The following is a 14301-nucleotide window of genomic DNA, read 5'->3' as shown; positions in this document are numbered from 1 at the left end:
GGGATTCATTCCCAGGGGAGCGGCCACTATGGAGCCCAAGCGGATCATCGTCGGTGTCGCTGGTGGCATCGCGGCCTACAAGGCGGCGACTGTGGTCCGGCAGCTCACCGAGGCCGGCCATTCCGTTCGGGTGGTGCCGACCGAGTCGGCGTTGCGCTTCGTCGGCGCGGCGACCTTCGAGGCGCTGTCGGGCAACCCGGTCCACACCGGCGTCTGGGATGACGTCCACGAGGTGCCACACGTGCGCTTCGGGCAGGAGGCCGACCTCGTCGTCGTCGCACCCGCCACCGCGGACCTGCTGGCCCGCGCCGTCGCCGGACGTGCCGATGACCTGCTGACCGCGACCCTGCTGACGGCGCGGTGCCCGGTGATGTTCGCGCCGGCGATGCACACCGAGATGTGGTTCCACCCGGCGACCGTCGAGAACGTCGCCACCCTGCGTCGCCGCGGCGCCGTCGTCCTCGAACCGGCCTCCGGACGCCTCACCGGCGCCGACACCGGCGCGGGCCGGCTGCCCGAAGCCGAGGAGATCACCACCCTGGCCCAGCTGCTGCTGGCCCGAGGCGATGCGCTGCCCTACGACCTGGGCGGGGTCAAGGTGCTGGTGTCCGCGGGCGGAACCCGCGAGCCGATCGACCCGGTGCGGTTCATCGGCAACCGCAGCTCGGGTAAGCAGGGGTACGCGATGGCCCGAGTGCTGGCCCAGCGCGGCGCCGACGTCACCTTGATCGCGGGCCACACCGCGGGCCTGATCGACCCGGCCGGCGTGCACGTCGTCCACATCGGGTCGGCCGCGCAGCTCAAGGACGCGGTGTCCAAGCACGCGCCCGACGCGCACGTGCTGGTGATGGCCGCCGCGGTCGCCGACTTCCGGCCCACCCAGGTACAGACGAGCAAGATCAAGAAGTCGGCCGATCCGGACGCCGCCGCGCCGACCATCGAGCTCACCCGCACCGAAGACGTGCTGGCCGGGGCGGTGCGGGCGCGCGCCGACGGTCAGCTGCCCAACATGCGCGCGATCGTGGGATTCGCTGCCGAAACCGGCGACGCCAACGGCGATGTGCTTCACCACGCCCGCGCGAAACTGCAGCGCAAGGGTTGTGATTTGCTCGTCGTCAATGCGGTGGGTGAGAATCGGGCGTTCGAAGTGGACAACAACGACGGCTGGCTGCTGGCCGCCGACGGGGCGGAGTCCGCATTGGAGCACGGTTCGAAAACTCTGATGGCCAGCCGTATCGTGGACGCGATCGTGGCCTTCTTGCAGAGCGGCAGCGGGTAACTCGAATCACGCACTCGGCTGCGCGTAACCCTTGCGTGCGGTCGGCGCGCAGGCTTGGGTGCAACAGGGTACGCATACAATTTGATGAACTAACTATCTCGATTGAGAAAGCGGGAGGATCGCTGTGAGTGAAGCTCGGCTGTTCACCAGTGAGTCGGTGACCGAGGGCCACCCCGACAAGATCTGCGACGCCATCAGCGATTCGGTGCTCGACGCGCTGCTCGCCGGTGATCCCAAGTCGCGGGTCGCCGTGGAGACGCTGGTCACCACCGGCCAGGTGCACGTCGTCGGCGAGGTGACCACGGCCGCCAAGGAGGCGTTCGCCGACATCACCAACACCGTGCGCGAGCGCATCCTCGAGATCGGTTACGACTCGTCGGACAAGGGCTTCGACGGCGAGACCTGCGGCGTCAACATCGGCATCGGCCGCCAGTCGCCCGACATCGCGATGGGTGTCGACACCGCGCACGAGACCCGCGTCGAGGGCGCAGGCGATCCGCTGGACCTGCAGGGCGCCGGCGACCAGGGCCTGATGTTCGGCTACGCGATCAAGGACACCCCCGAGCTGATGCCGCTGCCGATCGCGCTGGCCCACCGCCTGTCGCGCCGGCTGACCGAGGTCCGCAAGAACGGCGTGCTCGACTACCTGCGGCCCGACGGCAAGACCCAGGTCACCGTGCAGTACGACGGCACCACGCCGGTCCGCCTCGACACCGTCGTGCTGTCGACCCAGCACGCGGCGGGCATCGACCTCGAGGGCACGCTGACCCCGGACATCCGCGAGAAGGTCGTCAACACCGTGCTCGCCGACCTGAACCACGAGACGCTCGACACCTCGGACTTCCGGCTGCTGGTGAACCCGACCGGCAAGTTCGTGCTGGGCGGGCCGATGGGCGACGCCGGGCTGACCGGCCGCAAGATCATCGTCGACACCTACGGCGGCTGGGCCCGTCACGGCGGCGGCGCCTTCTCCGGCAAGGATCCGTCCAAGGTGGACCGCTCGGCGGCGTACGCGATGCGCTGGGTGGCCAAGAACGTCGTCGCCGCCGGCCTGGCCGAGCGCGTCGAGGTGCAGGTCGCCTACGCGATCGGCAAGGCCGCCCCGGTCGGGCTGTTCGTCGAGACCTTCGGCAGCGAGACCGTCGACCCGGCCCGCATCGAGAAGGCCATCACCTCGGTGTTCGACCTGCGCCCCGGCGCGATCGTGCGCGACCTGGACCTGCTGCGGCCGATCTACGCGCAGACCGCGGCCTACGGCCACTTCGGTCGCACCGACGTCGAGCTGCCGTGGGAGCAGCTGAACAAGGTCGAGGACCTCAAGGCCTCCGTCTAGTTCCTTCGTCGAAACCGACGAAATGGTCGATCCGGGCGGCCGAAATCAGCCATTTCGTCGGTCTCGGCGCAAACCCCGGCCTCAGCGACTGAACGCGTAGTCAGCGAGCGGGAAGCGGCGGCTGCGCCAGACGGCCTCCAGCGTCGTCGTCGGCCGGATCGGCACGTCGCCGTTCTTGTCGAAGTAATAGCTGTTGGCGTTGCGGCAGTTGTCCTGCCAGAAGATCTGGCGATGCCGTTTGCGCATCATCTCGGCGAAGTACCGGTCGTTGGCCTCCTGGGTGACCTCGACGCGGCGCGCCCCCTCGCGGCGGGCTCGCGCGAGGCAGCGCACGATGTGATGGGTCTGCGCCTCGATCAGCGCGAAGTACGACGAACCCACGTATCCGTAGGGCCCGAACACCGTGAAGAAGTTCGGAAAACCCGGCACGCTGACGCCCTCATAGGCCTGCAGCCGGTGCTGCTGCCAGTGCTCGCTCCATGACCGGCCGCCCGCGCCGACGACGGGATAGGTCGGCATTTCGTCGGTGTCCATCACCTTGAAACCGGTGGCCAGGATCAGCACGTCCACGTCGCGGGTCGCCCCGTCGACGGTCGCCACCCCAGAGCCGGTGATTTTGTCGATCGGTTCGGTGACCAGCTCGACGTTGTCGCGGTTGTAGGTCGCCAGATAACCGTTGTGGAAACCCGGCCGCTTGCACCCCACCGCATAGTCGGGGGTCAGCTTGGCGCGCACCTGCGGATCGCGAACCTGCTTGCGCAAGAAGGACTCACCGACCTTCGACATGTTCTTGGCCATCGGGTTGACGGTGAAGTACTGCGCGGGCAGCGTGAACGTGAGCTCGACGTAGGCCTGGCTGAGCCAGCGCTGCAGGGTACTGCCGCCGGGCAGCCGCATCAGCCGCTGCGCCGGCCCCGACAGCGGCACGTCGAACTTCGGGAAACACCAGATCGGCGTGCGCTGAAACACGGTGAGCTGCGAGACCTTCGGCGCGATCTCGGGGATCACCTGCACCGCTGAGGCGCCGGTCCCGATGACAGCGACGCGCTTACCGGTGAGGTCCAACTCGTGATCCCAGCGCGCGGTGTGCATGGTGACCCCGGCGAATGAGTCCACCCCGTCGATGTCGGGCAGCCGTGGGGTGATCAGCACCCCGCAGGCGTTGATCAGGAACCGCGAGGTGAGCGTGTCCCCGGAGTCGAGTTCCACCCGCCACAGGTTCTCGTGGTCGTCGAACGCGGCGCCGAGCACCTTCGTGCTGAACCGGATCCTGGGCCGCAGGCCGTATTTGTCGACGCAGTGCTCGGCGTAGGCGCGCAGTTCGCGCCCCGGGGCGTAGGTGCGCGACCAGTCGGCGCTCTTCTCGAACGAGAACTGATACGAGAAAGACGGAATGTCAACGGCGATACCGGGATAGGTGTTCCAGTACCACGTACCGCCCGGTCCCTCGCCTGCCTCGATGATCGCGTAGTCGCCGAGGCCGGCCTTGTCGAGGTTGATCGCGGCGCCGATGCCCGAGAATCCGGCGCCGACGATGATGGTGTCGTGATCGGGCACTGTCATAGGGCCTCCCCATGGTCTCGCGCCCACGGTACCCGCGCCGACGACGGTCGTCAGTCAGAATGCAGCGCGCTGCGCAGCGCCGCGAGCGCCCGGTCCACCGCCTCGGTCGCCGCGGGCACGACACCCGAATACCCGACGTATCCGTGCACGAGGGTCCGGGCGTTGTGCACCTCGACGGGAACGCCTGCCGCCGAGAGCAATTCGCCGTAGCGGATGCCGTCGTCGCGCAGCGGATCGTGGCCGGCCACCGCGATGTAGGCGGCAGGCAACCCCGACAGGTCCGCGGCTCGTGCCGGCACCAGCGTCGCCGGTGCGTCGGCCATGTCGAGATCGCCGATGTACCAGCGCGAGTAGCCACTGGCCGCCTGCGTGCTCAGGATCGGCGCGTCGGCGTTCTCCTTGAACGACGGCAGCGACAGGTCGAACGTCGTCGACGGATACCAGAGCAACTGGAACCGGATCGCCGGCGCGCCGGCAGCACGGGCCAGTTGCGTCACCACCGCCGCGAGGTTCCCGCCCGCCGAATCACCGGCCACCGCGATACGGTCCGGGTCGGCGCCAAGTTCGGCGGCGTGCGCGGCGACCCACTGCGTGGCCGCCCAGACATCGTCGACGGCTGCGGGGAACGGATGCTCGGGGGCCAGCCGGTAGCTCAGCGACACCACCACCGCATCCCCGGCGACCGCGTGGCGCCGGGCGATGCTGTCGTAGCTGTCGAGGCCGCCGACCACCCACCCGCCGCCGTGGATGTAGATCACCAGCGGCGCCGGGGCGTCGGTCGCGGGACGGTAGATGCGGATGCCGATGGGGCCCGCGGGCCCGTCGATGGTGCGGTCCTCGCTGCCCACCTCGGGGTGCACCGGGACACGGGGCAGGTCGGCGAACCGCCTCCGGGCCGCCTCGGGACCGCCGTCGGTTGTCAACTCGAACGGCACCGCTTCCAGTACCTTCAGCAGCATGGCGTCGATCGGTTCCGGGCTGACCGGCTTCTCTTCAGCGACTGACATGGGGACACCGTACGTTCACCCGCGGACCAGGCTTCTGTGGGTGGCGGCCGCGGCGGTCGGCGCCTGCTACGGCCTGTTCCTCATCATCACCGCGCTGCGGGTGCCCGTCGGCGCGGAACTGACCGGGCAGTTCGCGCTGCAGCCGGCCGTCAAGGCGGCCGCGGCGGTGCTGCTGGCCGTCGCCGCACTGCACCACCCGGTCGCGCGGGAGAGGCGCTGGCTGGTCGCCGCGCTGCTGTTCTCGGCGGCGGGCGACTTCCTGTTGGCCCTGCCCTGGTGGGCGCCGTCGTTCGTGCTGGGTCTGGCCGCGTTCCTGATCGCGCACCTGTGCTTTCTGGGCGCGCTGGTACCGCTGGTCGGCCGCTCGGTGCCGCGGCTCGCCGCGGCGGGCGTCACCGTCGCTGCGTGCCTGACCCTAGTGGTGTGGTTCTGGCCGAGGCTGATCGCCGAGGGGATGGCGGTCCCGGTCACGCTGTACATGGCGGTGCTGGCTGCGATGGTGTGCGCCGCGCTGCTGGCGCGGCTGCCGACCGTGTGGACGGCGCTGGGCGCGGTGTGTTTCGCGGTCTCCGACGCGATGATCGGCATCAGCAAGTTCGTGCTCGGGTCCGAGGCGCTGGCGGTGCCGATCTGGTGGGCGTATGCGGCCTCGCTGATCCTGATCACCGCGGGCTTCTTCTTCGGCCGGACTCCGGTGCTGTCCGGGCGGTCTGCTACCACTTCGTAGGTGGCGAGCACCCGCGTTCAGGCTGAGCACGAGCCGATCGCTCGTGTGCTGCCGATGCTGACGGTGCCGCACCTCGACCGCGAGTTCGACTACCTGGTGTCCGCCGAGCAGTCCGACGACGCCCAGCCCGGCGTCCGGGTGCGGGTGCGGTTCAACGGCCGGCTGGTCGACGCGTTCGTGCTGGAGCGACGCTCCGACACCGACCACGCCGGCAAGCTCGGCTGGCTCGACCGGGTGATCTCACCCGAACCGGTGCTCACCCCGGAGATCCGCCGGCTCGCCGACGCCGTCGCGGCGCGGTACGCCGGCACCCGCGCCGACGTGCTGCGGCTGGCCATCCCGCCGCGCCACGCACGGGTCGAGAAACAGGACCCGCCGCAGCCCGCCCCGATTCCCGCCGCCGCCGTCGACTGTGCGGCGTGGAGCGCCTACGGCCGCGGCGAGCAGTTCGTCGCGGCGCTGGCCGACGGCCGGGCGGCCCGCGCGGTGTGGCAGGCGCTGCCGGGGGAGACGTGGCCGGACCGGCTGGCCGAGGCCGCCGCGGTCACCGTGCACGCCGGGCGCGGTGTGCTGATCATCGTTCCCGACCAGCGCGACATCGACGCGGTGCACGCCGCCGCGGTCCGGCTGCTCGGTGAGACGGCGGTGGTGGCCCTGTCGGCCGGGCTGGGCCCCGCCCAGCGCTATCGCCGGTGGCTTGCGGTGCTGCGCGGCGACGCCCGACTGGTGATCGGCACCCGCAGCGCGGTGTTCGCGCCGGTCGCCGCGCTCGGGTTGGTGATGGTGTGGGACGACGGCGACGACACGCTGGCCGAGCCACGCGCGCCATACCCGCACGCCCGCGAGGTGGCGATGCTGCGCGCTCACCAACTGCGTTGCGCCGCACTGATCGGCGGGTACGCCAGGACCGCCGAGGCCCAGGCGCTGGTGCGCAGCGGATGGGCGCACGATCTGGTGGCGCTGCGACCGACGGTGCGGGCCGCCGCACCGCGGGTGGTCGCGCTCGACGACAGCGGGTTCGAACAGGAACGCGACCCCGCCGCGCGGTCGGCACGGTTGCCGTCGATGGCGCTGCAGGCCGCCCGCAAGGCGCTGGCCGCCGGCGCGCCGGTGCTGGTGCAGGTGCCTCGTCGCGGGTATGTGCCCGCATTGGCCTGCGCGCGGTGCCGCACCGTCGCCCGGTGCCGGCACTGCACGGGCCCGCTGTCGCTGCCCGACCGCGACACCGCAGGCGCGGTGTGCCGCTGGTGCGGCCGCGCCGACCCGCGGTTGCGTTGCGGGCGTTGCGGTTCCGACGAGGTGCGCGCGGTGGTGGTCGGCGCGCGGCGCACCGCAGAGGAGCTGGGCCGCGCCTTCGCGGGCACGACGGTCATCACCTCCAGCGGCGAGGCGATGGTCACCGAGGTGGGCTCACATCCGGCGGTGGTGGTCGCCACCCCGGGCGCCGAACCCGTCGCCGAGGGCGGGTACGGCGCTGCGTTGCTGCTGGACAGCTGGGCGCTGCTGGGGCGTCAGGACCTGCGCGCGGCCGAGGACACGCTGCGGCGCTGGATGGCCGCGGCGGCCCTGGTGCGAAGCCGCGCCGACGGCGGGACCATCGCGGTGGTCGCCGAATCGACGCTGCCGACCGTGCAGGCGCTGATCCGGTGGGATCCGGTGCGACACGCGGACGCCGAACTGGCCGCCCGCGCCGAGGTGGGACTGCCGCCGGCCACCCACATGGCCGCCGTGGACGGCACCTCCGACGCCGTGCACGCGCTGCTCGACGCCGCCGACCTGCCCGGCGACGCCGAGCAACTCGGCCCGGTCGAACTGCCGTTCGGCGCCCGCCGACCACCCGGCCTGCCCGCCGACGCCACCGTGATCCGGATGCTGGTGCGGGTCCCACGCACCGCAGGCCTCGACCTGGCGTCGGCGCTACGCCGAGCCGTCGCCGTGCTCAGCGCGCGCCACGATCAAGATCCAGTTCGTGTGCAAATCGACCCATTGCACATAGGGTGAGTCCCGACCCTGGCGTCAGACCGGACGGGAGGCCCGATGCGCCGGCTCATCGCATGGTCGATCACGTTGCTGTTCCTCGCCTTTGGCGTGTTGTGGCCGCTGGTCTTCACCGGCGGCGGATCCGACGGATCGGCCGTCGACGACCCGATGGTCATCAACAACTACCAGGCGGAATACGTCGTCGACGACGCCGGCCGCCTCGATGCGGTCGAAACCATCACCGGACAGTTCCCCGGCGGACGCCACGGCATCTTCCGATACTGGGACGTCACCAATCAGAACAGCCCGCACGTCCGGCAGACACCGGAGATCAAATCGATTCTGATGGACGGCAAAGAGGCGTCCTACCAGATGTTGTGGGAGGACAACGAGCGCTTCCGGGTGGCCAAGATCGGCGACCCCGACCGCACGTTGAGCTACGGCGAGCACGTGTTCGAGATCCGTTACTCCATCGACGGCGTCCTCGATCCGGGCGCCACCGGGGCGGACAAGACGTTCGCCGCCGCCACCGGATCGCCGGGCGACGCGCCCTCGGTCTTCTACTGGAACGTGATCGCGCCGGCGTGGAACAACCTGATCCGCAACGCCGACATCACGGTGCGGCTGCCCGGTGACGTGCCCGGCGCGCAGTGCTCGGTCGGCTACGGGGTCGGGAAGCCCTGCGAGAACCTGACAATCGACGGGAACACGGTGCGGCTGTCGGCCAGGTACCTGCCGGCCCGCACGCCGGTGACGGTGCGGGCGAGCGTCGACGTACCAACCCCGGCCCGCGCCGAGGTGCCGTGGACTCCCGACTGGGACAGGGTGCTCGGCCGCTCGCTGACCGGGCTGTTCTGGATGCTGGGCCTGACCGTGGCGTTCGGGCTGGGCGCGCTGCTGTGGCACCGCAGCACCATCGAGCCGTCGCCCGGATTTCCGCTGCAGTACACGCCGCCGGAAGGGCTCGGCCCGGTGCAGACCGAGTACATCCGGACCGAGGCCATACCCAAGAACGGCCTCACCGCGACCTTGTTCTACCTCGCCGAGCGGGGGCTGGTCGACCTGCAGCAGATGAGCGACGACACCTGGCGCATCCGGGGGATCGCCGAACGCAGCGCATGGGCCGACGTCGACCGGGTCAGCGTCGCGGTCGGGGCGGCGTTGAAGGTGAACAGCCCGGACACCGAGTTCACCGCCAAGAAGACGGTCAAATCCGGGCAGCGTCTCAACCGGGCCAAGACCGACATGACCGCGGCAGTCGAGAAGTGGGTCGCCGACGAGAAGTTGTTGGTCAAGCGCAAGGAGGAACTGTGGATCCGCGTCGCCAACGTCGGCGCGTTCCTGCTCATGCTGTGCGGGGTCTTCACGTGGATGTTCCCGGCCACCATGTGGGCGCTGCCGTTCGCGACGTTCTTCCTGCTCAGCCTCGGCTCCTGGAATCCCGGCGTCGGCACCCGACGCACCGAGGCCGGACGCGAATTGTGGTCGCGCGCAGGGGGTTTCCACCGGCTGCTCACCACCGACTCGGCCGAGGATCGGTTCGACTTCGGCGCGCGCAGGGATCTGTATTCGGCCTACGTCCCGTTCGCGGTGGCCGCGGGCGTCGCGGCGCTATGGGCCAAGAAGTACGAGACGGCCACCGGAACCGCTGCGCCGCAACCGGGTTGGTACAACTCGTCCTCGTCGACGAGCACGGGTTTCATCGGCTCCGGTGGTTCCATCGCGAGCTTTGACAGTTTCGATTCGGCCCTGTCGTCGTCCATCGGGGCCTACACCGCGTCGCAGGCGTCCTCGAGCAGCGGCAGCAGCAGCGGCGGGAGCAGCTTCAGCGGCGGCGGGGGCGGAGGCGGCGGCGGTGGGGGCGGCGGCGGAGGAGGAGGCGGATCGTGGTGAGCACACTGCTGATCATCGCGCTGGTGCTGGCGGTGTCGGCGTTGATCATTTTCGTGGTGGGCTACAACAAGTTACGCGGCGCCGACGTGCGGGTGGCCGAGGCGCTCAGCGGCATCGACGTCGAACTGACCCGGCGCGCGTCGCTGATCCCGAGCCTGGTGCACACCGTGCAGACCTTCGCCGCGCACGAGAAAGGCATCCTCGACCACGTCACCAACGCGCGCGCCGCGCTGACTTCGGCCACGTCGAGCACATCGGTGGCGCAGCGCAGCGCCGCAGAAAAGGACCTCGACAGCGCGCTGACGCCGCTGCTGGCGCTCGGCCAGAACTATCCGCAGCTGAACTCGTCGAACAACTTCCTCAACCTGCAGGAGAACCTCACCGACAGCGAGAACAAGCTGGCGTTCGCGCGGCAGTACTACAACGACTCGGTGGCCACCCTGAACCGGATGGTGACGACCATCCCGTGGATGTTCGTGGCACCGCTGACCGGCGTGTCGGAGCGCGAATACTACCGTCTCTAGACTGGCGCGGTGCGCATCGTCTTCGCCGGTACCCCCGAGCCCGCCCTGCCGTCGCTGCGCCGACTCATCGAATCCCCGCGCCACGACGTCGTCGCGGTGCTGACCCGGCCCGATGCAGCCGCCGGGCGGCGCGGCAAACCGTCGCCGTCCCCGGTCGCGCGCCTCGCGCTCGAGCACGACATCCCGGTGCTGCGGCCCGCCAAGCCGAACTCCGACGAGTTCATCGCCGAGCTGACCGGATACGCCCCCGACTGCTGCGCGGTGGTCGCCTACGGGGCGCTACTGAGTGAGCGGCTGCTCGCGGTGCCGCCGCACGGCTGGGTGAACCTGCACTTCTCGGTGCTGCCCGCCTGGCGCGGGGCGGCGCCGGTGCAGGCCGCCATCGCCGCGGGCGACCCCGTCACGGGCGCCACCACCTTCCTCATCGAACCCGCGTTGGACTCGGGCCCGGTCTACGGCGTCGTCACCGAAACCGTCCGGCCGGCCGACACCGCGGGCGATCTGCTTGACCGCCTGTCGGTTTCGGGTGCCGAACTGTTGGAGCGCACGCTCGACGGGATCGCCGACGGCGCGCTGACGCCGGTGCCGCAGCCCGCCGATGGCGTCACGATCGCGCCGAAGATCACCGTCGACGAGGCCCGCGTGCGCTGGGATCTGCCGGCCCACGTGGTCGACCGCCGGATCCGCGCGGTCACGCCGAATCCCGGCGCCTGGACCATGATCGGCGACCTGCGCGTCAAGCTCGGTCCGGTCACCGTCGACGATGCCGCCGACAGTCTCGGACCCGGCGTCATCCGCGCCGACCGCACCGGGGTGCGCGTCGGCACCGCCTCGTCGCCGGTGCTGCTCGGCACGGTCCAGCCGCCCGGTAAGAAGGCGATGAACGCGGCCGACTGGGCGCGCGGCGCGCGACTCGACGAGGCGGCGAAGGCCGAATGACCAAGCCGCGCAGGCAGCAACGCCGCAAACCGCTCGACCCCGCCCGCCGCGCGGCGTTCGACGTACTGCGCGCCGTCACCGAGAAGGACGCCTACGCGAACCTGGCGTTGCCTGCGATCCTGCGCGACCGCGGGATCAGCGGCCGCGACGCCGCGTTCGCCACCGAACTGGCCTACGGCGCCTGCCGGACGAAAGGTCTGCTCGACGCCGTCATCGCCAGCGCCGCGGGCCGGCCGCCCGAGCGGATCGACCCGGTGCTGCTGGATCTGCTGCGCCTGGGCGCCTACCAACTGCTGCGCACCCGGGTCGAACAACACGCCGCGGTGTCCACCACCGTCGAACAGGCGGGCATCGAATTCGACTCGGCGCGTGCCGGTTTCGTCAACGGCGTGCTGCGGACCATCTCCTCGCGCGACGAGAAGTCCTGGGTCGACGAACTTGCGCCCGACGCGGCCACCGACCCGATCGGGCACACCGCGTTCGTGCACGCCCATCCCCGCTGGATCGGCCAGGCGTTCGCCGACGCACTGGGCGCCGACGCCGGGGAACTCGACGCGTTGCTCGCCAGCGACGACGAGCGGCCCGCCGTCCACCTCGCCGCCCGGCCCGGTGTGCTGTCGGCGGCCGAACTCGCCGAGCGGGTCGACGGCACCGTCGGCCGGTACTCGCCTCACGCGGTGTACCTGGCAGGCGGCGACCCCGGTCGGCTGCAGCCGGTGCGCGAGGGCGCGGCACTGGTGCAGGACGAAGGCAGCCAGCTCGTCGCGCGGGCCCTGACCCTTGCCGACCTCGACGGCGACGACGGCGGTCGCTGGCTCGATCTGTGCTCAGGCCCCGGCGGTAAGACCGCGCTGCTGGCGGCCCTCGCCACCCAGCGCAGCGACGAGTTCCGGGTGACCGCGGTCGAACCGGCCCCGGCCCGTGCCGAGCTCGTCGAACAGAACACCCGCGGGCTGCCCGTCGAGGTGCTACGCGTCGACGGCCGCGACCCCGGGATCGAGCCGGGCTTCGACCGGGTGCTGGTGGACGCCCCCTGCACGGGCCTGGGCGCGCTGCGACGTAGGCCCGAGGCCCGGTGGCGGCGCCAACCCGGCGACGTGCCGCCGCTGGCCCGGCTGCAGCGCGAACTGCTGGCGTCGGCGATCCGCCTGACCCGCCCGGGCGGCGTGGTGCTCTACGCCACCTGCTCACCGCACCTGCCCGAGACCGTCGGTGTGGTTGCCGACGCGCTGCGCCGCCACCCGGTGACCGCGCTGGACAGCCGCACGCTCTTCGATCAGGTGCCCGGTCTCGGCGGCGGCCCCTACGTGCAGCTCTGGCCGCACCGGCACGGCACCGATGCGATGTTCGCGGCGGCCCTCAAAGTAGGGTAGGCCCATGCCAGCACCGCTCATCGCGCCGTCGATCCTGGCCGCCGACTTCGCCCGGCTCGCCGACGAAGCCGAGGCGGTGCGCGGCGCAGACTGGTTGCACGTCGACGTGATGGACAACCACTTCGTGCCGAACCTGACCATCGGGCAACCGGTCGTCGAGTCGCTGCTGAAGGTGACCGACATCCCGCTGGACTGCCACCTGATGATCGACAACCCCGACCGCTGGGCGCCGCCGTACGCGGAGGCAGGCGCGTACAACGTGACGTTTCACGCCGAGGCCACCGACAATCCCGTCGGCGTGGCCCGCGACATCCGGGCGGCCGGCGCCAAGGCCGGGTTGTCGGTCAAGCCCGGCACCCCGCTGGAGCCCTATCTGGAGATCCTGCGCGAGTTCGACACGCTGCTGATCATGTCGGTGGAACCGGGCTTCGGCGGGCAGAAGTTCATCCCCGAGGTGCTGCCCAAGGTGGGTACGGCGCGGCGGCTGGTGGACGCCGGGGAGCTGACGATCGTCGTGGAGATCGACGGCGGGATCAACGCCGACACGATCGAGGCCGCGGCCGAGGCCGGGGTGGACTGCTTCGTCGCGGGATCGGCCGTCTACAGCGCCGAGGACCCGGCCGCCGCGGTGGAGTCGCTCCGTCGTCAAGCCGCCTCCGCGGCCCAGCATCTGCAGCTGTGAACCTCGAGGCCGCGATGCGGCTGGCGATCGAACGGTCCGAGGCTGTCAAGGGTCGGACATACCCGAATCCGCCTGTGGGAGCGGTGATCCTGGACAGTGACGGCGATGTTGCCGGCGTCGGCGCCACCGAGCCGCCCGGCGGACCGCACGCCGAGGTGCTGGCGCTGCGCAGGGCGGGGGAGCGGGCCGCAGGCGGCACGGCGGTGGTCACGCTGGAGCCGTGTAACCATCACGGGCGCACACCGCCCTGCGTCGACGCGCTGCTCGCCGCGCAGGTGTCCGCGGTCGTGTACGCGGTCACCGACCCGAACCCGGTGGCGGCGGGCGGGGCGGCGCGGCTGGCCGACGCGGGCGTCAGCGTCACCGCGGCGGTGCTCGCGGACGAGGTGTCGCGCGGGCCGCTGCGTGAGTGGCTGCACAAGCAGCGCACCGGCTCACCGCACGTCACATGGAAGTTCGCCACCAGCGTGGACGGGCGAAGCGCGGCCGCCGACGGCAGCAGCCAGTGGATCACCAGTGAAGCCGCCCGCGCCGACGTGCACCGCAAACGCCGGGTCGCCGACGCCATCGTGGTCGGCACGGGCACGGTGTTCGCCGACGATCCGACACTGACCGCGAGGCTACCCGACGGCACCCTGGCCGACCGGCAGCCGCTGCGGGTCGTTGTCGGCGAACGCGAAATATCGCACGAGGCAAAGGTTCTCAACGACGACTCGCGCACGATGGTGATCCGCACCCGCGACCCGCGGGAGGTTGTCAGAGCGCTCTCGGACCGCACCGACGTGCTGCTCGAGGGCGGGCCGACGTTGGCGGGCGCGTTCCTGCGCGCCGGGGTGATCGACCGCATCCTGGCCTACGTGGCGCCGATCCTGTTGGGCGGACCGATCACCGCCGTCGACGACGTCGGTGTGCTCAGCATCGCCCACGCCCAGCGCTGGCGTTTCGACGGCATCTCGCCCATCGGACCCGATGTGCGGTTGAGCCTGGTGCCGGCCTGACCG

12 protein-coding genes are annotated in these 14301 nt (G+C 71.0%); 10 read left to right on the top strand and 2 right to left on the bottom strand.

Annotated features, from left to right (window positions below):
• Window positions 1-28: 28 nt before the first annotated feature.
• Both coaBC and metK read left to right on the top strand, forming a co-directional pair.
• The gene (coaBC, locus tag BLW81_RS22270; RefSeq protein ID WP_083409057.1) at window positions 29-1279 is read left to right on the top strand and encodes a bifunctional phosphopantothenoylcysteine decarboxylase/phosphopantothenate--cysteine ligase CoaBC; all 1251 of its coding nucleotides are present in this window, start codon (window positions 29-31) and stop codon (window positions 1277-1279) included.
• Between the two features lie 124 nt (window positions 1280-1403).
• Window positions 1404-2612 (top strand): methionine adenosyltransferase, encoded by a 1209-nt coding sequence (gene metK / locus BLW81_RS22265; RefSeq protein WP_083409056.1) that lies wholly within the window; start codon window positions 1404-1406, stop codon window positions 2610-2612.
• A gap of 81 nt (window positions 2613-2693) precedes the next feature.
• Here metK and BLW81_RS22260 read toward each other — a convergent pair whose 3' ends face one another.
• Both BLW81_RS22260 and BLW81_RS22255 read right to left on the bottom strand, forming a co-directional pair.
• Window positions 2694-4175, bottom strand: coding sequence for a flavin-containing monooxygenase (locus BLW81_RS22260; protein WP_083409055.1), 1482 nt, complete (start codon window positions 4173-4175; stop codon window positions 2694-2696).
• A 50-nt stretch (window positions 4176-4225) separates the two neighbouring features.
• Complete coding sequence (locus BLW81_RS22255; RefSeq protein ID WP_083409054.1) at window positions 4226-5182, bottom strand: alpha/beta hydrolase; 957 nt, start codon at window positions 5180-5182, stop codon at window positions 4226-4228.
• On the opposite strand from BLW81_RS22255, the gene BLW81_RS22250 reads away from it, so the two are divergent.
• From BLW81_RS22250 to ribD, 8 genes are read left to right on the top strand one after another with little or no spacing between them, the layout of a single operon-like run.
• Window positions 5181-5909, top strand: a complete 729-nt coding sequence (locus BLW81_RS22250; RefSeq protein ID WP_173839662.1) for a lysoplasmalogenase — start codon at window positions 5181-5183, stop codon at window positions 5907-5909. The genes BLW81_RS22255 and BLW81_RS22250 overlap by 2 nt on opposite strands.
• Before the next feature lie 54 nt (window positions 5910-5963).
• Window positions 5964-7910, top strand: coding sequence for a primosomal protein N' (locus BLW81_RS22245; protein WP_083410744.1), 1947 nt, complete (start codon window positions 5964-5966; stop codon window positions 7908-7910).
• Window positions 7911-7946: 36 nt separating this feature from the next.
• A complete protein-coding gene (locus BLW81_RS22240) occupies window positions 7947-9782 on the top strand; it encodes a DUF2207 domain-containing protein (protein WP_083409053.1) in 1836 nt (611 codons plus the stop codon).
• On the top strand, window positions 9776-10306 hold the full coding sequence (locus BLW81_RS22235; protein WP_083409052.1) for a LemA family protein: 531 nt from the start codon (window positions 9776-9778) through the stop codon (window positions 10304-10306). The genes BLW81_RS22240 and BLW81_RS22235 overlap by 7 nt, the downstream gene beginning before the upstream one ends.
• A 9-nt stretch (window positions 10307-10315) precedes the next feature.
• Window positions 10316-11245 carry a methionyl-tRNA formyltransferase gene (fmt, locus tag BLW81_RS22230; RefSeq protein ID WP_083409051.1) on the top strand — a complete coding sequence of 310 codons (930 nt, stop codon included), beginning with the start codon at window positions 10316-10318 and terminating at the stop codon, window positions 11243-11245.
• The gene (locus BLW81_RS22225; protein ID WP_083409050.1) at window positions 11242-12618 is read left to right on the top strand and encodes an RsmB/NOP family class I SAM-dependent RNA methyltransferase; all 1377 of its coding nucleotides are present in this window, start codon (window positions 11242-11244) and stop codon (window positions 12616-12618) included. Before fmt ends, BLW81_RS22225 begins: the two co-directional genes overlap by 4 nt.
• A 4-nt stretch (window positions 12619-12622) precedes the next feature.
• The gene (rpe, locus tag BLW81_RS22220) at window positions 12623-13300 is read left to right on the top strand and encodes a ribulose-phosphate 3-epimerase (RefSeq protein ID WP_083409049.1); all 678 of its coding nucleotides are present in this window, start codon (window positions 12623-12625) and stop codon (window positions 13298-13300) included.
• Window positions 13297-14298 carry a bifunctional diaminohydroxyphosphoribosylaminopyrimidine deaminase/5-amino-6-(5-phosphoribosylamino)uracil reductase RibD gene (ribD, locus tag BLW81_RS22215; RefSeq protein ID WP_157897793.1) on the top strand — a complete coding sequence of 334 codons (1002 nt, stop codon included), beginning with the start codon at window positions 13297-13299 and terminating at the stop codon, window positions 14296-14298. Before rpe ends, ribD begins: the two co-directional genes overlap by 4 nt.
• Window positions 14299-14301: the final 3 nt, after the last annotated feature.

This window comes from Mycolicibacterium rutilum (genome assembly GCF_900108565.1).
GTDB classification, from domain to species: Bacteria; Actinomycetota; Actinomycetes; order Mycobacteriales; family Mycobacteriaceae; genus Mycobacterium; species Mycobacterium rutilum.
Note: the sequence above shows the minus strand (reverse complement) of the source record. Positions and strands in the feature narration are given on the sequence as shown.

What these genes read in the sequence shown, in the direction of transcription:
- BLW81_RS22240 (WP_083409053.1), top strand. Translation starts at nt 7,947, where the DNA reads ATGCGCCGGCTCATCGCATGGTCGATCACGTTGCTGTTCCTCGCCTTT.
- BLW81_RS22225 (WP_083409050.1), top strand. Translation starts at nt 11,242, where the DNA reads ATGACCAAGCCGCGCAGGCAGCAACGCCGCAAACCGCTCGACCCCGCC.
- BLW81_RS22250 (WP_173839662.1), top strand. Translation starts at nt 5,181, where the DNA reads ATGGGGACACCGTACGTTCACCCGCGGACCAGGCTTCTGTGGGTGGCG.
- BLW81_RS22255 (WP_083409054.1), bottom strand. Translation starts at nt 5,182, where the DNA reads ATGTCAGTCGCTGAAGAGAAGCCGGTCAGCCCGGAACCGATCGACGCC.
- BLW81_RS22245 (WP_083410744.1), top strand. Translation starts at nt 5,964, where the DNA reads ATGCTGACGGTGCCGCACCTCGACCGCGAGTTCGACTACCTGGTGTCC.
- BLW81_RS22260 (WP_083409055.1), bottom strand. Translation starts at nt 4,175, where the DNA reads ATGACAGTGCCCGATCACGACACCATCATCGTCGGCGCCGGATTCTCG.
- coaBC (WP_083409057.1), top strand. Translation starts at nt 29, where the DNA reads ATGGAGCCCAAGCGGATCATCGTCGGTGTCGCTGGTGGCATCGCGGCC.
- rpe (WP_083409049.1), top strand. Translation starts at nt 12,623, where the DNA reads ATGCCAGCACCGCTCATCGCGCCGTCGATCCTGGCCGCCGACTTCGCC.